Annotated in this window: 17 protein-coding genes; 9 read left to right on the top strand and 8 right to left on the bottom strand. The window is 41.2% G+C overall.

Annotated elements, in window-relative coordinates; genetic code table 11:
- Window positions 1-11: 11 nt before the first annotated feature.
- From J8M01_RS13120 to J8M01_RS13135, 4 genes are all read right to left on the bottom strand, one after another.
- Entirely contained in the window at window positions 12-734 is a 723-nt protein-coding gene (locus J8M01_RS13120; protein ID WP_211058286.1) for a transglutaminase-like domain-containing protein, read from the bottom strand.
- 171 nt (window positions 735-905) lie between these two features.
- Window positions 906-1697 carry a hypothetical protein gene (locus J8M01_RS13125; protein ID WP_211058287.1) on the bottom strand — a complete coding sequence of 264 codons (792 nt, stop codon included), beginning with the start codon at window positions 1695-1697 and terminating at the stop codon, window positions 906-908.
- Window positions 1698-1849: 152 nt separating this feature from the next.
- On the bottom strand, window positions 1850-2575 hold the full coding sequence (locus J8M01_RS13130; RefSeq protein ID WP_211058288.1) for a helix-turn-helix domain-containing protein: 726 nt from the start codon (window positions 2573-2575) through the stop codon (window positions 1850-1852).
- 59 nt (window positions 2576-2634) lie between these two features.
- Window positions 2635-3555 (bottom strand): manganese-dependent inorganic pyrophosphatase, encoded by a 921-nt coding sequence (locus tag J8M01_RS13135; protein WP_192505880.1) that lies wholly within the window; start codon window positions 3553-3555, stop codon window positions 2635-2637.
- Window positions 3556-3763: 208 nt separating this feature from the next.
- Between J8M01_RS13135 and J8M01_RS13140 the strand changes: the two genes are divergently transcribed.
- From J8M01_RS13140 to mutM, 3 genes are all read left to right on the top strand, one after another.
- Window positions 3764-5611, top strand: coding sequence for a peptide-N-glycosidase F-related protein (locus tag J8M01_RS13140; protein WP_211058290.1), 1848 nt, complete (start codon window positions 3764-3766; stop codon window positions 5609-5611).
- Between the two features lie 83 nt (window positions 5612-5694).
- Complete coding sequence (locus J8M01_RS13145; protein WP_192506072.1) at window positions 5695-6195, top strand: hypothetical protein; 501 nt, start codon at window positions 5695-5697, stop codon at window positions 6193-6195.
- A gap of 17 nt (window positions 6196-6212) precedes the next feature.
- The gene (gene mutM / locus J8M01_RS13150; RefSeq protein ID WP_211058292.1) at window positions 6213-7022 is read left to right on the top strand and encodes a bifunctional DNA-formamidopyrimidine glycosylase/DNA-(apurinic or apyrimidinic site) lyase; all 810 of its coding nucleotides are present in this window, start codon (window positions 6213-6215) and stop codon (window positions 7020-7022) included.
- Window positions 7023-7050: 28 nt separating this feature from the next.
- Here mutM and J8M01_RS13155 read toward each other — a convergent pair whose 3' ends face one another.
- On the bottom strand, window positions 7051-8193 hold the full coding sequence (locus tag J8M01_RS13155) for a M20 family metallopeptidase (RefSeq protein WP_192505877.1): 1143 nt from the start codon (window positions 8191-8193) through the stop codon (window positions 7051-7053).
- Between the two features lie 170 nt (window positions 8194-8363).
- On the opposite strand from J8M01_RS13155, the gene J8M01_RS13160 reads away from it, so the two are divergent.
- The 5 genes from J8M01_RS13160 to J8M01_RS13180 all read left to right on the top strand — a co-directional run bounded on the left by J8M01_RS13160 (window position 8364) and on the right by J8M01_RS13180 (window position 15247).
- A complete protein-coding gene (locus tag J8M01_RS13160) occupies window positions 8364-9299 on the top strand; it encodes an ATP-grasp domain-containing protein (protein WP_192505876.1) in 936 nt (311 codons plus the stop codon).
- Window positions 9300-9302: 3 nt separating this feature from the next.
- Window positions 9303-10691: a hypothetical protein gene (locus J8M01_RS13165; protein WP_211058293.1), complete on the top strand. Its 1389-nt coding sequence runs from the start codon at window positions 9303-9305 to the stop codon at window positions 10689-10691.
- A 43-nt stretch (window positions 10692-10734) separates the two neighbouring features.
- Complete coding sequence (locus J8M01_RS13170) at window positions 10735-13326, top strand: M14 family zinc carboxypeptidase (protein ID WP_211058294.1); 2592 nt, start codon at window positions 10735-10737, stop codon at window positions 13324-13326.
- Window positions 13327-13714: 388 nt separating this feature from the next.
- A complete protein-coding gene (locus J8M01_RS13175; protein ID WP_211058295.1) occupies window positions 13715-14575 on the top strand; it encodes a cupin domain-containing protein in 861 nt (286 codons plus the stop codon).
- Window positions 14576-14632: 57 nt separating this feature from the next.
- Window positions 14633-15247 (top strand): flavin reductase family protein, encoded by a 615-nt coding sequence (locus tag J8M01_RS13180; RefSeq protein ID WP_211058296.1) that lies wholly within the window; start codon window positions 14633-14635, stop codon window positions 15245-15247.
- A 66-nt stretch (window positions 15248-15313) separates the two neighbouring features.
- Here the strand turns inward: J8M01_RS13180 and J8M01_RS13185 are convergent, their stop codons facing one another.
- The 3 genes from J8M01_RS13185 to J8M01_RS13195 are packed head-to-tail and all read right to left on the bottom strand — an operon-like array spanning window position 15314 to window position 17850.
- The gene (locus J8M01_RS13185; RefSeq protein ID WP_211058297.1) at window positions 15314-15793 is read right to left on the bottom strand and encodes a DUF3299 domain-containing protein; all 480 of its coding nucleotides are present in this window, start codon (window positions 15791-15793) and stop codon (window positions 15314-15316) included.
- Between the two features lie 16 nt (window positions 15794-15809).
- Window positions 15810-17168, bottom strand: a complete 1359-nt coding sequence (locus J8M01_RS13190) for an ABC transporter permease (RefSeq protein WP_211058298.1) — start codon at window positions 17166-17168, stop codon at window positions 15810-15812.
- A 1-nt stretch (window position 17169) separates the two neighbouring features.
- The gene (locus J8M01_RS13195; RefSeq protein ID WP_211058299.1) at window positions 17170-17850 is read right to left on the bottom strand and encodes an ABC transporter ATP-binding protein; all 681 of its coding nucleotides are present in this window, start codon (window positions 17848-17850) and stop codon (window positions 17170-17172) included.
- Between the two features lie 251 nt (window positions 17851-18101).
- On the opposite strand from J8M01_RS13195, the gene J8M01_RS13200 reads away from it, so the two are divergent.
- A complete protein-coding gene (locus J8M01_RS13200) occupies window positions 18102-19202 on the top strand; it encodes a phosphoribosylaminoimidazolesuccinocarboxamide synthase (RefSeq protein ID WP_192505868.1) in 1101 nt (366 codons plus the stop codon).
- The last annotated feature ends 145 nt before the right edge of the window (window positions 19203-19347 follow it).

The raw sequence follows: 19347 nt of genomic DNA on the forward strand, positions 1-19347 counted from the left end.
TTCCTTATATTTCACGATTCCAATTTGACGTTCGATGTTATTGAGTGTCTAATCCCAGCTATTCTCCGGTTAATTATATGCCGTAATAAGTATTTATATAGCCACTTTTTCACGCCAGATAGATTATGATGTTGTTGATAAAAATCATCTGGATTATCAAAGTGGCCAAGAGATGCAATAATGCTCTTATGCTGAATATAAGTACTTTGTCCGTTAAATTGATTATTGGGGTTTTGCAAGGAGGGCGTTGCAATTGCGTAGCCTATAAAGCTGCCAAGGTGCGTTTTAAAACGCGATTGAATTGCATTTAAATAATCCTGATCGATAATGTAACCTTCTAACTCTAGCCATCTATCGTCTAGATATACTTCAACCCAACTGTGAATAATTTGCGCAGGTGCTAACGTTAAAATCCAATTAGGAATAACACCTTGTTTTAAATTATTACTAATGGTGAAGCCTTGTAATCGACAGGGAATACCCACCGCTCTTAATAGTGCCATCAGTAAGGTTCCTTTGGTATTACATTGGCCATAGCCTTGATATAAAACTGTGGATGCACTTAAACAATCCTCGCTGCTGTAGGCAAATTTTATGTCATTCATAACAAAGTCATAGATAGACTTTAGAGCTTGAGTTTGATTTATTACCAACCAATTTTTGTTGGTAATAAGAGTTTGGATTTGAATGTGTTGATAATTTAAAAGCTTAGTATTTGATAAGTAATTGTGCATAGTACCCCCTCTTTTTTAGAAAGGCACTATGACTGAATACGCGCAATAAAAATTGAATAAACTGGCTATAGGAGCGAAGGACGTATTTAATTGAACAACACATGGTGTGCTAAGAGTGCTTTTTAACTTTATACAGAGAGTAACTTCTCTCTGTATAAAGCGTATAGATTATTAAGATGAATGCGGTGTTTCACAGTCTGGTGAAAACCAGAAATCATCAGAGGCAGAGACCCACTCATCACTGCAATTACCAAGTTGCTCACCTTCTACATCTGCACATGCGTCGTGATTTAAGCAATCTTGACTGTATTGCCCATCACCAAACATTGGGCAACCCGCACCACAGCGACCAGCACAAAACCCGTGACCACCAACAATGTAGGATTTTGTTTTCACAGAACCATTATCAAGGTCCCAAACAGCGGTTTTTCTGTTTCCCATTGCATAACAAATATCTGTCCACCCCTGGATGCGTGGACCCGTAGATGCACTCAGCGTTTGTTGGATTGGCTGATCAATTGGGTAGGTTGCTAAAAATTCGAAAAACTTCAATAAAGTAGTATTAGACTCATTATCGAGCGTAGATTGAAAGCCCTTAATTTTTTCAGCATGCAGTTGTGCACTATGAAGCATATTTTTGATATCAGATTGCAGTTCTTTGGTAACAACAAGCTCCGCTTTTTGCTTAGTAAAGCCGTTAATTACAACTTGTTTATTAACATTATCAAGCGCTAGGAGAAATACATTATCTTTATATTCAATGGTTGCATTAAAGACATCAGCCGCAGAGCCAGATGCCTTAAAGTTAATACGGTTATTTTTCCCGACTTTACTTGTGGAATATGCCTGATCCGAGAATGAACCTTGAATACCTGACTTTTGTGCTTCAATCATGAAGTCATTCGTGTTGGCGAAGGTGCTCATTGAAAATAATGACAGAGCAAGTATGAGTGCTTTCTTCATAAATTAATCCTTTTAAATGGTTGAAAGGGACAGAGTCCAAATTTACTACCCACAAGACCTTGTGGCCCATTATGTTGATTAAAATTTAACAGGAAGTCAATTAATTGATTGATTTTTGAACTTGATTTTATTTTTATACAGTATTTTGCAAGTTACTGTTGAGTGTTTTTTCTGGAAAGAAGTTTTTGTAAAGTAATACCAAATTGCTTTTTGAAAGTGCGGCTTAGATGAGCACTGTCTGAAAACCCCGCAATATATGCAGCTTGAGTCGCGCTTCCACCTTTACTAATAACCTTAATAGCACAGATTAGTCGTCGCCATAGTAAATATGGGCGCCAAGGTAGTTGCATATTTTGTTTGAATAAGTGCAAAAATCGACTCTCTGATAAATTTAACTGTGTAGCAATATCTTTTGCAAGCCAATGTTCTGGTTTAATGCAGCTGGTTGTGAAGCATTGATCTAACTGGACTAAAAGTGATTGGATCCGCACATCTAAATGACGATTGTTTTGCACGTATTTTAAATGGCAAAGCGCCAGTAAGTCTTTTAAATCACTGTGTATTGTGGGCATTGTTTGTAGTGGACATTGAATTAAGGAGTTTTGCGCCAATCGTGTATCAATACATTGACCTAAAGCACTGCTGGGTTCGATAAGAATGACCCAGCCTGATTGCATCGAGAGTTGATGTGAGACATGAGACTTGAGTATGAATGCAGTGCTGTTACAGCGATAGGTAGTGAGTTGATCTAATTGAATAGTCAAGCTCATGTGACTCATAGGGAGTGTAACTTGTTGCAAGGCATGCTGATGTGAGGTGGTATCTAATACTTGCGTATGGACCGCCAAAATACCGGGTTCGATGAAAAGTATAGGCATGTAATTAAACTAACAAAAAACCGAAGCAATTGCTTCGGTTTTTTTACGCGCTGAGGTTACTACGCAAAGGCATCTTGTAGTGGCGGTACTACCTGCTTTTTACGACTTAATACGCCATCAAGCCAAACTCGACTGTGTTCTGGTTTAACCCCGTAGGCTGTTTCAATAATGCCTTCATCATCAGATGAAATAAGCATTTGCGAGCCTTCCTTCATAATATCTGTCAGGAGTAATAATACAGAGTGGCGTCCACCTTCTTCTTTCAGTTTAGCGATATCAGCTTCTAAGTCAGTTTTGATGTCGTCAAATACAGAAAGGTCAATGACTTCTAATTGGCCAATACCAACAAGTTTTCCATTCATGTTGAAATCTTTAAAGTCTCGCATTACTAGATCACGAGCTGGTGTACCTTCAACGGCAGATTTCACCTTGAACATATCCATACCTAGTTCTTTAACATCTGCAACATGAGCAATTTCAGCAAGAGCTTCAACACACTTGATATCCGCTGTAGTACAAGTCGGCGATTTAAAAATAACAGTATCACTTAATATTGCACATAACATTAAGCCAGCGATATCTTTTGGGATCTCGATATTATAGAAGTCATACATCATTTTAATGATGGTATTACTGCAGCCAACAGGGCGGATCCAGCACTCTAGCGGTGTAGAGGTGGTTAAATCACCTAATTTGTGATGATCCACAACGCCAACAATTGTTGCCTCGTCTATATCATCAGGGGCTTGTGTTTTTTCAGTATGATCAACGATGTATACTTCTTCACCTGCATAGCTAAGCTTCAGCTCAGGTGCTTCAAAGCCAAAACGATCAAGAATAAATTGTGTTTCAGGAGAAATATCACCTAAACGTGTAGGTACGGCTGCTTCACCAATTTGGTTCTTTAAATACGCAAGTGCAATTGCACCACAAATAGAATCTGAATCTGGGATCTTATGACCCACTACATACATTGCCATGGACGGAGCTCCTTAAATTTTGGCCGATATTCTATCAAACTCTGCTGGTAATAAAATAGCCTTGTATCGTTAAATTAGACATAAGTGTTACTCCGAGCATGAGATTTAAAATATCTCAGGTGCTATGAAAGTGAATAAGGCGTATTTGTTCGATGGTATTTTTATTTTTTGTTGATATTGTTTAACCTTTAATTAACAAGGAAATGTAATGGTATTCATTAAATATGGTTTTTTATACAGTATATTTTCATTATTTACGTGTGTTTTATACGCTGTAGAGACTGAGCTAGTTTCTTATCAATCGTTTGACCACCATGGCGATCATGCTTATTTACTTACGCTTCCAAGTGAAGCCAATTTTAAGCAGCAGCAGTTTTTAGAGGTTGAATTAGGTTGTGCAGTGCAAGGGTGCAGTGATTGGGATTACACAGTGCGTTTCGAATGGTTAAAAGACGGGCATCGATATGAATTCGGTCGTTTAATTACCCCTTATGCGGGCTATATGCAAAGGGGAATGCATGGTTTTAACCGTAGCTGGAGGCGAAAGTATGTCTTTGAGATTTCACATTTGGCGCCGGTACTCAAAGGAGAGGGAACTTTGAATGTGCATTATGGTGGCTGGGGCGTCAAAAAGTCAGCATTTGGCTTTAGCGCAAAATTGATAACGCGAGGTACTGTTGCAAGGCGGGTAAATAAAGTTGTACCAATGTATTATTCAGCGTCAGCCGGGTGGCCTTATAAATCGGCGAATGAATTTTCGTCGTTTTTACCTGCAAAAGAAGTGACTTTTTCTGCTGATGACATCAAAGCTCAATTGAAGGTCATTGTTTCCGCACATGGTCACGCGCTTTCTTTTGATAACCCAGCGCAAGAGGCGGAGTTATGTGGCGAGTGGTGCGAGCGTTATTTTGAGCTATTACAAAATGAGCGTGTGTTAGCACGTACACCGCTTTGGCGTACCGATTGCGATCAAAGTGCAACATTCCCACAAGGTGGCACCTATATTTATGCCCGAGCAAATTGGTGCCCAGGAGAAGTGGTTGAGCCATTTAGTTATGAGCTTGATACACGCCGCGCCCAGTCTATGTTAGATATCGATTGGCAGACTTATACTTGGCAGCCATCACAATATGGGTCTGATGCACCGAGGTATATTGTGAGTGCTGTATTGGTGACATATGGACCTGTCAGGCTGAATACAGATTTGGCTATTGAGCAGATTTTAGCACCAAATAATGACATAGATAGCCGAACAAATACGCGTTGTGGCGAGGTAAGCATTGCGGTGGTAAATCAAGGGCAAACGGATATTACAGACATTGATTTTTGGTATGGAGTCACTAAGCTGCAGCATTATTTATGGCATGGAGAGTTAAATCCAGGCGAACGCCAAATCGTTACCTTACCTGCTCGTTATTGGGGAGAATTCACATCGTCCAATGCACGCTTAACAGTACAGGCGATCACGGCACAGGATGAAAATAGTCGTAATGATTTTGCTGTGAGTAACTTTGATTTACCTCAGACTTTTAGTAATCGGGCAAAATTGTATTTAACGACCGGTAAGTTTGCAGACGAAACCAGCGTAAGCATCAAAGATCGAGATCATCATCTTGTTAAACAATGGCATCAGTTTAACGCCTCGTCTGAGCATATATTAGAGTTGGATTTGCCAGTAGGCTGTTACAATCTAGAAGTGAATGATACAGCGCAAGATGGTTTAGCATTTCCATTTTTAAATCAGCGTAAAGGGCAAGGAAGTATCACTATTCATGATCCGTCACTCGTTGACGGGGTCGTAGAGGTGGAAGCTTTACAAGCTGATTTTGGCAGAAAATTGTCTGTCCCTTTTACCGTTGGCTATCGATTAGGTGAGTGTGCCGCGCCGCAATGGCAACCAAATAGAGCTTATTCAGCCATTGCTGAGAAAGTGGGTTTTCAAGGAATTATTTATAAAGTAAAACATTGGAGCTATAACTTCCAACCAGATAAGGCTGGCCCTTATGATGCTTGGCTGGCATACAGTTATTGTGATGGCAGTGAGCTAACAGATTGAAAGAATTAATATTAGTATAGTTGGGTTTGTGTATGTAGCTAAATGTAGCTACACTGCGAGCTATATTTATGAAGGAAACTGCTATGGGCTTAAGTCGTAAAGCGTGGAATAACGTTGTGATTTTCTCGATGCTTTTGATGATTTTTTTTCTCAATGGTGTACACCATAAATTGGCTCCAGAGAGTCAGGTTTCCGGGCCAAAAGCCTTGTTACCAGCGCAAAGCTTTGTACTGACGTTAGCGTTTCCAGGTTATAAAATTGAGCGTATAGGAACGTCGTGGCGTATAGATGGACCTTGGCAAGCAAAGCCAGAGAAAATGCAGTCTTTGGTAAACTTATGGTTATCATTGCAGCTAGAAGTTGTCGACATAAGGTTAAGTGCAGATAAAGCCATAACAGTTGCACGGTTTTGGCTAGCCGGGCAAGAATTACCGTTAAGTTATCAACTATATTTGGATAATGAGCAGTACTACTTATTTGATAAACAGCAGCACCTCTGGTTATCGGTGCCGATGGAATTAGTACCGCAATTATTTTTACCTTTAGAAATTGGCAAGTCTGAAAACACGGGATTTGCGAATTAATTATTACAGAGTATTTTATGCCTGAATTACCAGAAGTAGAAGTGAGCCGTTTAGGCATACACCCACACGTTCAAGATCAAACGGTAACACAAGTGCTTATTCATAACCCAAGCCTGCGATGGCCGATACCCGATGATGTAACGACCATTGTTAATTTGAAGATTGAGAATGTACGGCGCAGAGCCAAATATTTGTTATTAGATACGGCGGTCGGTAGCGTCATTTTACATTTAGGTATGTCTGGACATTTGCGGATAGTACCTATCGAGGAGCCATTGAAAAAGCATGATCATGTGGAAATTCACTTTGAGAATGGTAAGGCGTTAAGATTAAATGATGCGCGGCGTTTTGGTGCATGCTTATGGCAGGGACTAGGTACAAGCCATACATTATTTGCAAAGCTCGGACCAGAGCCATTAACGGGGGCGTTTACTGCGCTACATTTATATGAGCGTTCTCGAGGTAAAAAAATACCTATTAAGCAATTTATTATGGATAACCATGTGGTGGTAGGTGTAGGCAATATTTATGCGAATGAATCTTTATTTAAAGCAGGAATACACCCTAAAAAAGAAGCAGGAAAAGTATCGTTAAAGCGTTTTCAAGCATTAACCCCAATCATTAAAGACACACTCTCAGCTGCGATTGAGCAAGGTGGCACGACACTGAAAGACTTTTCACAAACGGATGGAAAACCGGGTTATTTTGCTCAACAGCTGCTTGTTTATGGACGTAAAGGTGAGCCGTGTTTTACATGCGATACCCAATTACAAGAAATTAGGCTTGGTCAGCGAAGCACCATTTTTTGTCATAAGTGTCAGAAGTAATGGTGCATGCGCTGTGTGAGTTTTAGATCTAAGGGGTCACCACCTGCTCAGAGGTATTAATCGATTCAAAAGGTGTATTAAAGCACCAAGCGGATAGAATTTTACTGACTTGTTCAATACGCAGTGCAAAACTTGATTTTAGCGCACGCTCATGAATGGTGTGATCACCATCACCATAAGGGCCAAAGCCATCTAGTGTGGCTGTGCCAGCAGCGGAGACTGTATTGGCATCGGAGACGCCACCACGATGTTCTACAGCGAGTGGGGAGCCTAAAATCTTTGATATTTGTTCGAGTAGATACTGCTGCTCGTCGTTTGGTACCATGACACCACGTTGTAAACCGCCATTGATAGCGATTTCTACGCCCGTAATTTCAACCGCCAAACAAATATTCTCAATGCCTTTGAGTAATCGTTGTTGTTCTGTTTTTGATGTGAACCGCGCTTCGACTAACATGTTGGCTTTCGGTGAAATAGTGTTAGCCCCTAATCCACCAGAAATCTTCCCAACGTTGACGGTACTACCGCGCTTTAAGTCGCTGAGACTGGTCATTTCCAGTAATAAGTTGGCTAAAGCAAAGTTGGCATCAATGCCTTCACTATAATGGTTGCCAGCATGCGCCGCTTTGCCTGTTATACAGATATCAAAAGTTGCGATGCCTTTGCGAGCAACCACAACTTCATGATTTTTCCCTGCTGCTTCAAAAACTAAACACGCATCATAATGCGTGGCGAGCTCGGTTGTTAATGCTTTGCTGTCATCACTACCAATCTCTTCGTCGCTGACGAGTAAAAAGTCTATGTTATAAAGGGGGCCACATTGTTGACGCAATTGTCTCAGCGCATTCAAAGCAACAAAGTTTCCGCCTTTCATATCACATACGCCAGGGCCATACACCCACTCGTCATCTTGATGAAACTCATTAAAAGTCCCATCGGGAAATACAGTATCTAAATGGCCTAACAGCAAGACTTTTCGACCCGTTTTCTTTGGAGTATGAAATAATAAATGATCACCTATATGCTCCCTTTGGTAACGTGTCAGCGAAAAGCCGAGCGGCCCTAGCAGCTCAATCATTTGCTCCCCATGTAAGTCTACATTTACTTTATTTTTACTATGAGAATTACAACGAATTAGGCTCGCTAATTCATCAAAGTTTATCTGTGTCATTATCAACTCCCTGAATTTCGTTGTGGCAGATCCTCGCGATATCGGGTTGCATTTCAGTGAAGCTTTTATGAACAAATTTTGTCCGTCGGTTTTGGTCAAAAATATGTCATACAGATCCTTTTAAATTAGCGTTCAGTTTAAAAACAATACAGCTTACCAAGGAGAAAAAAGTGACAGCACCACATGTGGGTATTTGGATGTATGAAAATGGTGGGGGATCGGCCATCGAGAGAAAACTAGTTCATGCATTGGCAGAGCGAGGGATCCAAACCAGTACCGGGTTAAATTTACGCGATGCGCGAGCACAAGGTGGTGAAGTGATATGCAATGGTGTCGCCATGGAGCAGCTTGATGTCTTTTTAAGTTATAACGCCGGGCAGCAAACTCAATACCAGTTATATTTATATCAAGTGCTTAGCCAAGCAATTCCGACACTTAATAATTTCAATGCATTTTCACTTGCAGAAGATAAGTTTCGCACATCCCATTTGCTGAGTAGTCATGGTGTTGCAACCCCAGATTATCGTCTATGCCATAAAAATGATATTGACGGCTTAAAAGGTGCGATTCGAGATTTTGGCGGTAAGTTAGTCTACAAACCAACGGATGGGTGGGGAGGCGTGGGTATTGTTAAAATAGATGGTGAACAAGCACTTGATATGTTATTGCCCTTTTTGAGTCGAACAGATCTTCGGTACTTTTATGTCGAGCGCTTTATTAATTATGACAATACCGATTATCGGATTGATATTGTCGATGGTAAGTGTGTTGGGTGCTATGGTCGAAAAGCGCCTAAAGATGATTGGAAAACAAATATTACCAGTGGTGGCTCGGTGTTTGTACGTGAGCCCGGACAAGAAGTCATAGACTTAGCGATACAAGCTACTCAGTTATTAGGGCTTGAGATTGCGGGTGTAGATCTTATTTATGATCGTGAAAAAGAAGAGTATGTCGTCCTAGAAATCAACACTATCCCAGCATTTGCAACCCCAGAGCAAGAAGCGCTTGGGATTAATTTTAATCAAAACAAGCTCGACGCTATGGTCGACCTTATCGATAAAACAGTACAACGCAAACTCGCACTTCACTCAGCCAAGGTGGCCTAAATAATGACAACACATACACCTCTACCAAAGATTGGATTACTGTATTTAGATTATGTATTACGCTTTTTTGATAAATCAAACTTTAAAGGTTGGCCGGATAAAATAGAGCAAGTGACTTATCATTGGGGAGACGATAAAGCGCGCTTTATTAATGAAGTTAAAAAGAAAAAAATCGATGTACTCATTGGTAATATTCCGGCTACTGCTTATGAAGCATTTCGAGATATTGCCAGAGCACTCCCTAATGTCCGTTTTTTACCGTCGCTTGACAGTCAGTTCTCAAATAAATCGAAAGAAAATGTGACCCACTTTTGTCGTAAATATGATTTGCCAACCCCACATACCGAAATTTTTTATATACCAGAAAAAGCGCAAGCATTTTTAGCGAAAGCAACTTATCCAAAAATCATTAAGCGCTCATATGGGCCTTCTAACTATGGTGGGTATTTCGTACATAAAGTGGATAGTGAAGCACAAGCCCAGCAGCTTTTGAGTGAAAAAAAGTATTACCCTGTGTATGTACAAGATTTTGTGCCGATGGAAGCGGATATTCGAGTGATGCTTATTGGCCATAAACCTGTGTGTGCATTTTGGCGCAGACCCCCCGAAGGTGAATGGTTAACTAATACCAGTCAAGGGGGTAGCATGGATTATCAAGGCGTACCGGATGCCGTATTAGAGTTGGCTATTCGCACTTCAAAATCGGCGAATGCGGAATATTGGGCATGTGATATTGCTCTAGGTAAAGATGGTAAGTTGCGTATCTTAGAATGTGCCACTGCTTTTGCTGCATTTCCGTATATTCGAGACTGGATTGGGCAATATCTCATGTGGTTACTTGGAGATGGCCGGTTTAGCAAGCCAAATATACCCATTTATAATTGGGAGGAGCTTGGGAAAATTGATACGCGATTATTACGAACCATGCGCCATATAGGCTTTTCTCGTTATACACCCAGCCAAGACAGTGGAGAAGTATTCAATGGTTTAGATGAACAAAACTATCCTATTTTAGATACTCGTTACTTGAGCAAAGAAGAGTGGCCGAGTGAAGTTTGGAATCTGCAGGATAATTTTGTGCTGACGTCATCAGAAATAAGCACAGGTAAACAGCCACAAAGCTTACCTGCCAGTGATGAAGCGGCGAATGATAATAACGTGCATTTACCCGTTTATAGCGAGGAACAAGTTCGTGCCATACTCGCTGAAGTAAAAGGTATTGGTCAAAAAATGATTGATGACATCATGCACACATTTGGCGCCCATGGCGTGGTGGATGTACTCAATAGCGATCCGGAGCAGTTGTGTGTTGTTAAAAATCTAAAAGACAAAAAGCTGCAGAAAATAGTTTCTCACTGGCAGCAAATAGCCACAGCTCACCCGTGCCATTAAGCACGGGTTTTTTGTCTTAAACTTTTTAGCCAAAGAGATATTTATGAAAATCCAATATGCATCGTATCAAGATACCATTGATTTTTTACAGCAGGCAATGAGTGAGCACCCACATTTAATTCGCTTACAAAGCATCGGAAATACTTGGGAAAATAGGCCCATCATGTTGGTCACGGTATCGCTCGATGTCACTTATGCAGACGACAAACCCGCTTTACTTTATACCGGTTCAATTCATGCGCGAGAATGGATTGGTAATGAATTGGCAATTAAGTTTATTGAGTATGTTATAGATAATTACCGCTTCAACCCGAAATTACAAACAGCCTTGACGCGCAATACTTTATATATGGTACCGTGCTTAAACCCCGATGGTTTTGAGTACTCACGCAACCATTTTTCATTTTGGCGAAAGAACCGTCGTAATAACGGAGATGGTACATTTGGTGTTGATCTGAATCGTAACTTCGACGCAAAATTTATGCGCAACCACAATACCCATACTAATACTTATGGTGGCCCTCATGCTTTTTCTGAACCGGAAACCTGTGCCATCCGCGATTTTGTAGAAGCACATGACAATATTCGTATTGCTTTAGATTACCATTCACAAGGGAATGTATTTTTCCCTGCGCATAAGTTTAACCATGAAGTTGAAATTGAAGGCACTGATCTCAATGTGCTTTGCGCGAACATGAACAACGAAATTCGCAAAGTGACAGGGCGACAATATGGCATTCATCGCGGAAAGCCACCGGCGCAGCTCATTAATGGGAGTGGCCGAGAGTATTATTATCGTAAAGGGATTATTGCAACTGTTGTTGAAGTGGGTACGCGCAATATTCCAGATTACATGAAAAATATGTCACAAAGTGTCGCGGAAAATATTCCTGCGGTGTTACATGCTTTAAGTGAAGCAATTAATTATTCTCCACTGGCGCCAAGTCGAGTGAGTGACTTTACCATAGGGCACGTCACGCATGACAGCGTAGAGTTGCAATGGCAATATGAAGCACGAGAGGATATATATTTTGAAGTATATCGCAGTGAGCATAATAAAAGTCCGTGTACGGAAGCGAATTTGGTGGCAATTACTAAGTCACTTGAGTTTGTAGATACACAACTCAATAGCGGCCAGTTCTATTTTTATAATATTCGCGCAGTTGACAAAGTCACCAAGATAAAATCCCCTTTTAGACCTGAATTACGATTGAAAACCACATTAGCCTCGCACCAATGCGGCCGTACATTATTTCCAGCGAGAGAGCATGTCGGATATTTATCACAAAATTTTAGTAATAAGAATAAAGAACATTTTGGATATAACTCCATGTTTATCGGAGTGGATAAAGGCCGGGGCGTGAGTTTAGGTGTAGTCGCTTATGATTTAAGTACGATAGAGGATGGCTCACGTATTGAGACCGCACAATTCTTCCTATACCCGATGAATCGTGTTGCCACAAAAATAGAGAAGTATGGTGAGTGGTCAATTTCTGTTTTAGATGCCTCTTTGATAGAAGACATTTATGACTTTGATAAAGTGATGGAAGCGACGCCGTTACATACGTTAGGTGAAACCATTGAATCAGATAAAATGACGCAAGGAATTTGGCTAAAATGGTCATTCAATGGCGTAGAACGTACGCTTTTAAACAAGTTGTTAGCGGATAAAACGCTATTATTACGGATACAAGGCCCAGATACTTTGCCGTTAGGTAATGATTCACAAGTAATGCAGTTTGATATCGGCTACGGTCCATTTGGTAGTGGTTTACATTATCGGCCTAATTTAGAGCTTATTTATCAGTTACCGGAGCAACGCTTAGCATTGACAATGTCTGCGTGTAATACGATTTACCAAGACAAAGTAGTCGCAGACAAATTGGCATCTGGATTTGATGGTCAAGGTGAAATCGTGTACGGACAATTGGCATTTGAGCATTTGCAGCATCTAGACCCACTAAAGACGGTGTTCACGCAAGCTTGCTTAACTTTATATAGTCGTAATAGTTTGTCGTCAGCGAAAGATGTGCGGTTTACGGTTGAATTGGTCGAGCTTAAAGATGTTGACTTTAAGCATGTAAAGCAGCGACAAAAAATAGAGTACATAGGCTATGAAGTGAGTAATGAGCAGCTGAAAGAGCGTACTGCACATAACTTTATTTTTGACAGCTACAGCCTGCAAGAGCTGGCGCGATTGCATAAGGCAAATTCTCCTTATTACTTTATTATTCGCGCAACCGCAGAATCACAAGCGAGCAATGCTTTAATAAATTGGGCTGATTGCCACGCAGAGCAAGCGACGACATTGAATATTCAGTATATTGAACGTCGTAATGAGCCGCTGCCTTCCCCCACTAATTTACAAACACACAATGAGAATGGGGTTGTTAAGTTAACTTGGGATAATCCAGATAGCGGCGATTTAGTGGGTTGCTTTGTGGTCAGAAATCGCTTTCATCCGCCGCGTTCTCCTTTTGATGGCGTTAAGCTATATGGCGGGCCAGATACGTATACACTGGATAATTTTGGCAATGCCGATTTGAGTAAGTATTATGGTGTATTTAGTTACGATCATGCGCCGAACTACTCTGAGCCTGTGGTGATTTATTACTCAGGTAAGGGCAATAAGTAAATTAATGATTTGATTGATATTAGGGGCTGTTGATCTGTTAGGTTCATTTTTGCAGCAATTTGATTGGGTTTCATACAAGATGGAGGCTGCATAGCATGGTTATTCCATGTGAGTCAGCCGATAACACAGTAGAAAAGCCAATCAAGCGCTGCCTACCGGTTTATTTGAGCAGCCCTTTCTCTTTGTTGCTTAATATTCGCTTAGATTACTAGGCCACATATTAAACGCCACGATAAAAGCATGCTCAAAGAGAACAAAAAATAGAACCGCAAAAATCAACAGCCTCTAGATAAAGTCACCTAAATTATCGCTTTTTAGAAATAAGGATGTTCTATAAAGGGTTATGATGCCATGATACGTGCTTTGTGGTTTTTATCTGAGAACAGAGATGACTGATACGAGTGCGATATTTATTATTGTTCCTACAGCCGATGTTACATCGGTTACTTCTGAATTAAATTATGTACCCGCATCATTAAACAGTGAAGGGTTTATCCATGCTTGTGAGTATCACCAAGTTGCTGAAGTGGTATCGCGTTTTTTTGATAATCACTTAGCCTTGTCTGTGTTGGTTGTTGATGTGAGTTTAATCAACTCACCGTTACGTTATGAAGCACCAAGTACCACAATGTCTTCACCAGCCCTTTTCCCCCATATTTATGGGGCGTTAAACACAGATGCGATTGTTGATGTGTGTGACTTAGTGCATTTTAAACATCAACCTATAACGCCGGAAATAATGGCGGTATTACGACATTATCGTTTTGAACGATTACCTGTCGAAAGTACACTTTTTAAAAGTACATGGCGTTCCAGCCGTAACAATACGCACGGTGAACCAGTGGGTACTGCGATGATAGGCTTGTACTGTGATAGCTTAACCAGTGTATCCTGTTTTCATAAATTGACCTTCGATGAGGTATGGCATTTTTATGGTGGTGATCCGCTAGAATTGACGCTTCTATACCCGAATGGAGATTCGGAGCAAGTCGTGCTCGGCACTGACTTTACCAATGGTCAGGTTTGTCAGTACTTGATACCTGCGGGGGTTTGGCAGGGAGGATGTTTGGTCGAGGGCGGCCAGTATGCGTTATTTGGCTGTACAATGGCACCAGGCTTCACGGGGAGTTGCTTTACAGCAGGGATTGCCGACGCGCTGATTGAAGCCTACCCAAATGAAGAGAAGGTCATTAAAAAATTATCCGTGAATGGCCATCAAACGACGATGCCAGAAGGATTTGCGACTTAATTTTTGAAAAGTAATGAATTAATGATTTTAGTTTTTAATTTTAAGTAAGAGTGTTTTATGATCCTTGATTTTGATAGTTTGTCTCCAAATAAGGTATACCATACGTTAACGCAAACTGTGGTGCCTCGTCCTGTTGCATGGGTGTTATCTGAAAATACCCAAGGCACATTAAACTTAGCACCATTTTCGTACTTTACGGCGGTAAGCTCCGATCCAGCAGTGTTGATGTATGCGGTAGGGGTAAAACCTTGTGGCGAATATAAAGACTCGGCGCTAAATGTTGAAGCAACAGAAGAGCTGGTGATTCATATTGCAGATAGTCGCCTAGCAGATGAAGTGACTTTATCAGCAGCAACTTTACCGAACGATCAGTCTGAACTGGATACATTGGATTTGACGCTCACCGACTTTGCCGGATCAACTTTGCCAAGGGTCGCGCAATGTAAAGTTGCATTTGCGTGTAAACTGCATAAAGTGGTGGAAATGGGAGAATTGCCCATGAAGTTGATGTTTGTACAGGTGACCCATGCGTATATCGATGATGAGATAGTCGAAACTGACCACAAAGGGCGTAGTAAAGTCGATGCGCTAGCGTTAGATCCGATTGCGCGCTTAGGAGGTGGTGAGTATGCAAGTTTAGGGGAAGTTTTTAAAATCACCCGTCCAGCATAAGAAAGTAGTGCAGTAAAACGGTATACTTACTGCACTTATTATTGAGTTGTTTATTACGTGCTGCGTTTATAGCTGAAAAGGGGCCACACCCACAGCCTGCATGGTATAACCTGTTTGCGCTAATTCACCTTTCCATGTTTCTACTTTAATTATGCCAGTAACTGTAATGGCATCATAAAGGCTATCAATAGGGACGCCATTTTTAATTTTCACATGCACTATTTGATTCGGTGGCGGTGGAGGCACATGAATACAAGCACCAAAGTAGGGTACTAACAAGAACTCAGTAATGATCTCACTGTCGCCTTCAAGCGGCACAACGAAACCAGGTAAGCTTACTGATTGGCCATCTAAACTTTTTACGATGGGTGCGTTTAGATCAGGTTGCACCCAGTTTTGGTCTGCGCCATCATGACTGGCAGCATCTTGGTTGCTGATTTGTACATGTCCTTTAGGGATTAAGTCTTCCCAAAAAATTTCTTTTGGGGCGGCTGCATACCCTAAAAAGCTGAGTAAAGTGAACAGTATTAACGTCAAAAATCTCATAGTACTTATTGTGCTCCTAAATTTTTATACTCATGCCATCAGCCAATGAATAAAAATAGGCTCTGGCGGCGGGGAGCAACCCCATTAATGTTCCGGCGGCCATAATAGCGCCTAAAAGTGTGAGTTCATAGTTTGTCAGCCAGCCAATGGTTAAACCAATACCAAATTGGCTTTGTAATATTGGATTTGCAACAATCAAGAGTGCATAAAATAAGATACAGCCAACGAGACAACCAACAAACGTAATAAGAATGGCTTCACTACTCATTAAAGCAAAGATGTGAGCTGGACGAGCACCTACTGAGCGTAAAATAGCCAACTCTCTGCGGCGCTGACTGAGTGTAGCAAGTAATGTCGTTAACATACCCAATAAGCTCACGAGTACCACCACGATAGAGAATAACAGTAGGATCTTTTCTACAATATCGAGCATTTCCCATAGTTCTCGGAGTGTGAGGCCAGGCATGATAGCCAGCAAAGGCTCGGCTTTATACATATTAATATTACGTCTGACTTGTAGGGTATATAAGGGGGAGTCGAAGCCCATTAAAAAAGCGGTTATTTGTTGCGGTGTTCCAATTAAATCACTTGGCTCTGAGTCTAGAGTAGCATGAAGGTGGTCGTGATTATCATGAGGTTTGTCGTCACCCTCATCATGATTATGTGCGTTGCCATATTGATGTTCTACTTGGCTGCTTTGTTGTGGCTTTTTGCCAATCATCATCGGCTTTTTATGATTTTGTTCATGCATTGCTTCAACAGCAATCAAAGGAATATGCAGTGTTTTATCTACAGGGGTTCCGGTTGGTGCTAATATACCGACAATGGTCATTGGGTTATCATCATGATGATGAAAACTGGTATTGCCCATGCCATGGGATATGACAATTTGTTGCCCTATATGATAATGCAGCGTGTTTGCCACTTCACTGCCAAGCACCACCTCTTGGGCATTATGAAAAGGTCGACCATGTTGAAACGCCAAGTGTTGTTTTTTCCCGTAGCGATAGTGCGTGAAGTACGCTGCATCGGTGCCGAGTACGGCATGACCTTTATGACTGTCTCCTAGGCTGATAGGGATGGTCCAAGCGACTCCTTTTTTTTCTCTGATGTCGAGATAACTTTGCCATGAGACTGCATTGTTGGTATGTCCGATGCGAAAGACACTCGATAGTAGTAATTGAATATCTCCTGTTCGGGCGCCAACAATTAAATCAGTGCCTGAAATCGTATTACTAAAACTGCTTTTCGCATCTTGTCTTACACGTTCGATGCTTAACAGCAACATGACGCTGATAGCGATGGTACAGAGTGTGAGCAAAACACTGGCTTTACGGTTTAAGCTGCTTTTAATCGCGAGTTTAAGCAATGTCATTTTATACCCCATTAATATCAGACAAACTGATCTGACGATCAAATAAGGAAGCTAGGCTATTATCATGACTAACAAATAGCACCGTGGCTTGATAATCTTTAGCTTGGTTAAATAGTGTTTCTATGAAGGTGTGGCGGTTGTCGGCATCGAGTGATGAGGTGGGCTCATCGGCAATGATCAGTTCGGGTTCACCAATAAAGGCTCGGGCGGCGGCAACACGCTGTTGTTGACCAATGCTCAGTTTTGACACGTGCTGTGTTAGCACTATGTCCTTTAACCCCAGTGCCTTTAACAGCCGAGTCGCTTCAGTTGTAACATCGGTTTTTTTATCAGCTAGACGCTTGCGTCGCAGCTTAGAAAACTCACATCCTAACATTACATTTCCGAGCGGGTTCAGATACGGAAGCAGATTAAAACTTTGAAATATAGTGCCAATATGATCGGCTCTGAAACGGTCTCGATGTGCATTGTTTAAAGTTGATAAATCAGTATTCAATATTTTAATTTGACCCGATTGCAGCATATTGATACCTGCTAGCAACCCGAGCAACGTCGATTTTCCGCAACCGCTTGGGCCGTGTAGGAAAACGCGTTCACCTTTGTTTATGTGCAACGCTTGAATGTTGAGCGTGGGTTGAGGTTGAGTAGGCCAAGTATGAATAAGGTCTGTGATTGTGATCATAATGAAACCAAGCGGGCTAATGTCAATGAGATAATATTACAGTTTTCGTCTTAGCAACACTGAGTTTGGTTTAATCGCCGGCTTTTGGCGATGAAACACCAACATGAGGGAATTCTGGCGAGTGGCTGTCTTTTCGTACGAACTTTGCGGCTATAGATTGTGATTTAAGCCCTAAAAGCTTATTATAGCGCCTCCTAACCCCCTCATATTTTTGTGCCCTTTAGCAAGGTGCATCCGGCCTTGGAGTAATAATGAGTAGCTACAAAGTTTTAGACATAAATGATGATCTGCCAATTCGCACTAAAGGTGCTGTACATAGTGGCAAGGTACGCTCAGTGTATTGGTTAACTGATGAAGACAGTGCCCGTTTAATTACAGATAAACAGTATGATGTCCCCCATGGAACTGAATTAGCGATTATGGTTATTTCAGATCGTATCTCAGCTTTTGACTGTATTTGGCAAGGTGAGAATGGTTTGAATGGTGTACCAGGTAAAGGTATTGCGTTAAACAGTGTAGCAGCGCATTGGTTTAAGCTATTTGATGATGCAGGTCTTGCTGGCAATCATATTGTTGATATTCCACACCCATATGTGTGGATTGTGAGAAAAGCCAGTACAGTGAAAGTAGAAGCAATCGCCCGGCAATACATTACTGGTAGCATGTGGCGCGACTATAGCAAAGGTGTACGTAATTTCTGTGGTATTGATTTACCTGAAGGTTTAGAAGCGAATCAAAAGCTAGACGATGTTTTGATCACCCCTTCAACGAAAGGGATCATTACCGGTATTGCTGATGTACCAGCCGTTGATGATGTGAATATTACTCGCAAAAATATTACTGATAATTTAGCTGCATTCAATTTTAACACTGAGCAAGATGTTGCTAAATATGAGCAACTACTTAGTGAAGGTTTTGCGCTTATTAGTGATGAGTTGGCCAAGCTCGATCAAATTTTTGTAGATACCAAATTTGAATTTGGTTATGTAGAGCAGCAAGATGGCAGCCAAAAGTTGATTTATATCGACGAGGTAGGTACTCCAGATTCAAGCCGAATTTGGGATGGCTCGGCGTACCGTGATGGTAAAATTGTTGAAAACTCAAAAGAAGGGTTCCGACAGTTATTGATCAATAACGTGCCAGACAGCGATGTGCTGCTTAATAAAGATCGTATGACTGAGCGAGAAGCGCTCGCACATGGCTACAAACTGCCAGTAGACGTAATGATGTCGGTGTCTGATACCTATGTGGGCATTGCGAGTAAAATTGTTGGGCGACCGTTAAAGATACCAGCAGACCCTCGTGCAGAAGTCATTGCGATTCTTGATACTGACTATGGATTAATTATCTAAACATTTATTCTTCATAGAGTATATTATTCGCCCAATAAACAGCACTTTATGTTGTTTATTGGGGGTTATCTCGCAAATACCTTGCAATTAGACTGGCTGTCACTTTTACTTAGAGTAATTAAAGTAAAAATTTGATGGCAAGGTC

This window comes from Pseudoalteromonas sp. MMG005 (genome assembly GCF_018101015.1).
Lineage (GTDB): Bacteria > Pseudomonadota > Gammaproteobacteria > Enterobacterales > Alteromonadaceae > Pseudoalteromonas > Pseudoalteromonas aurantia.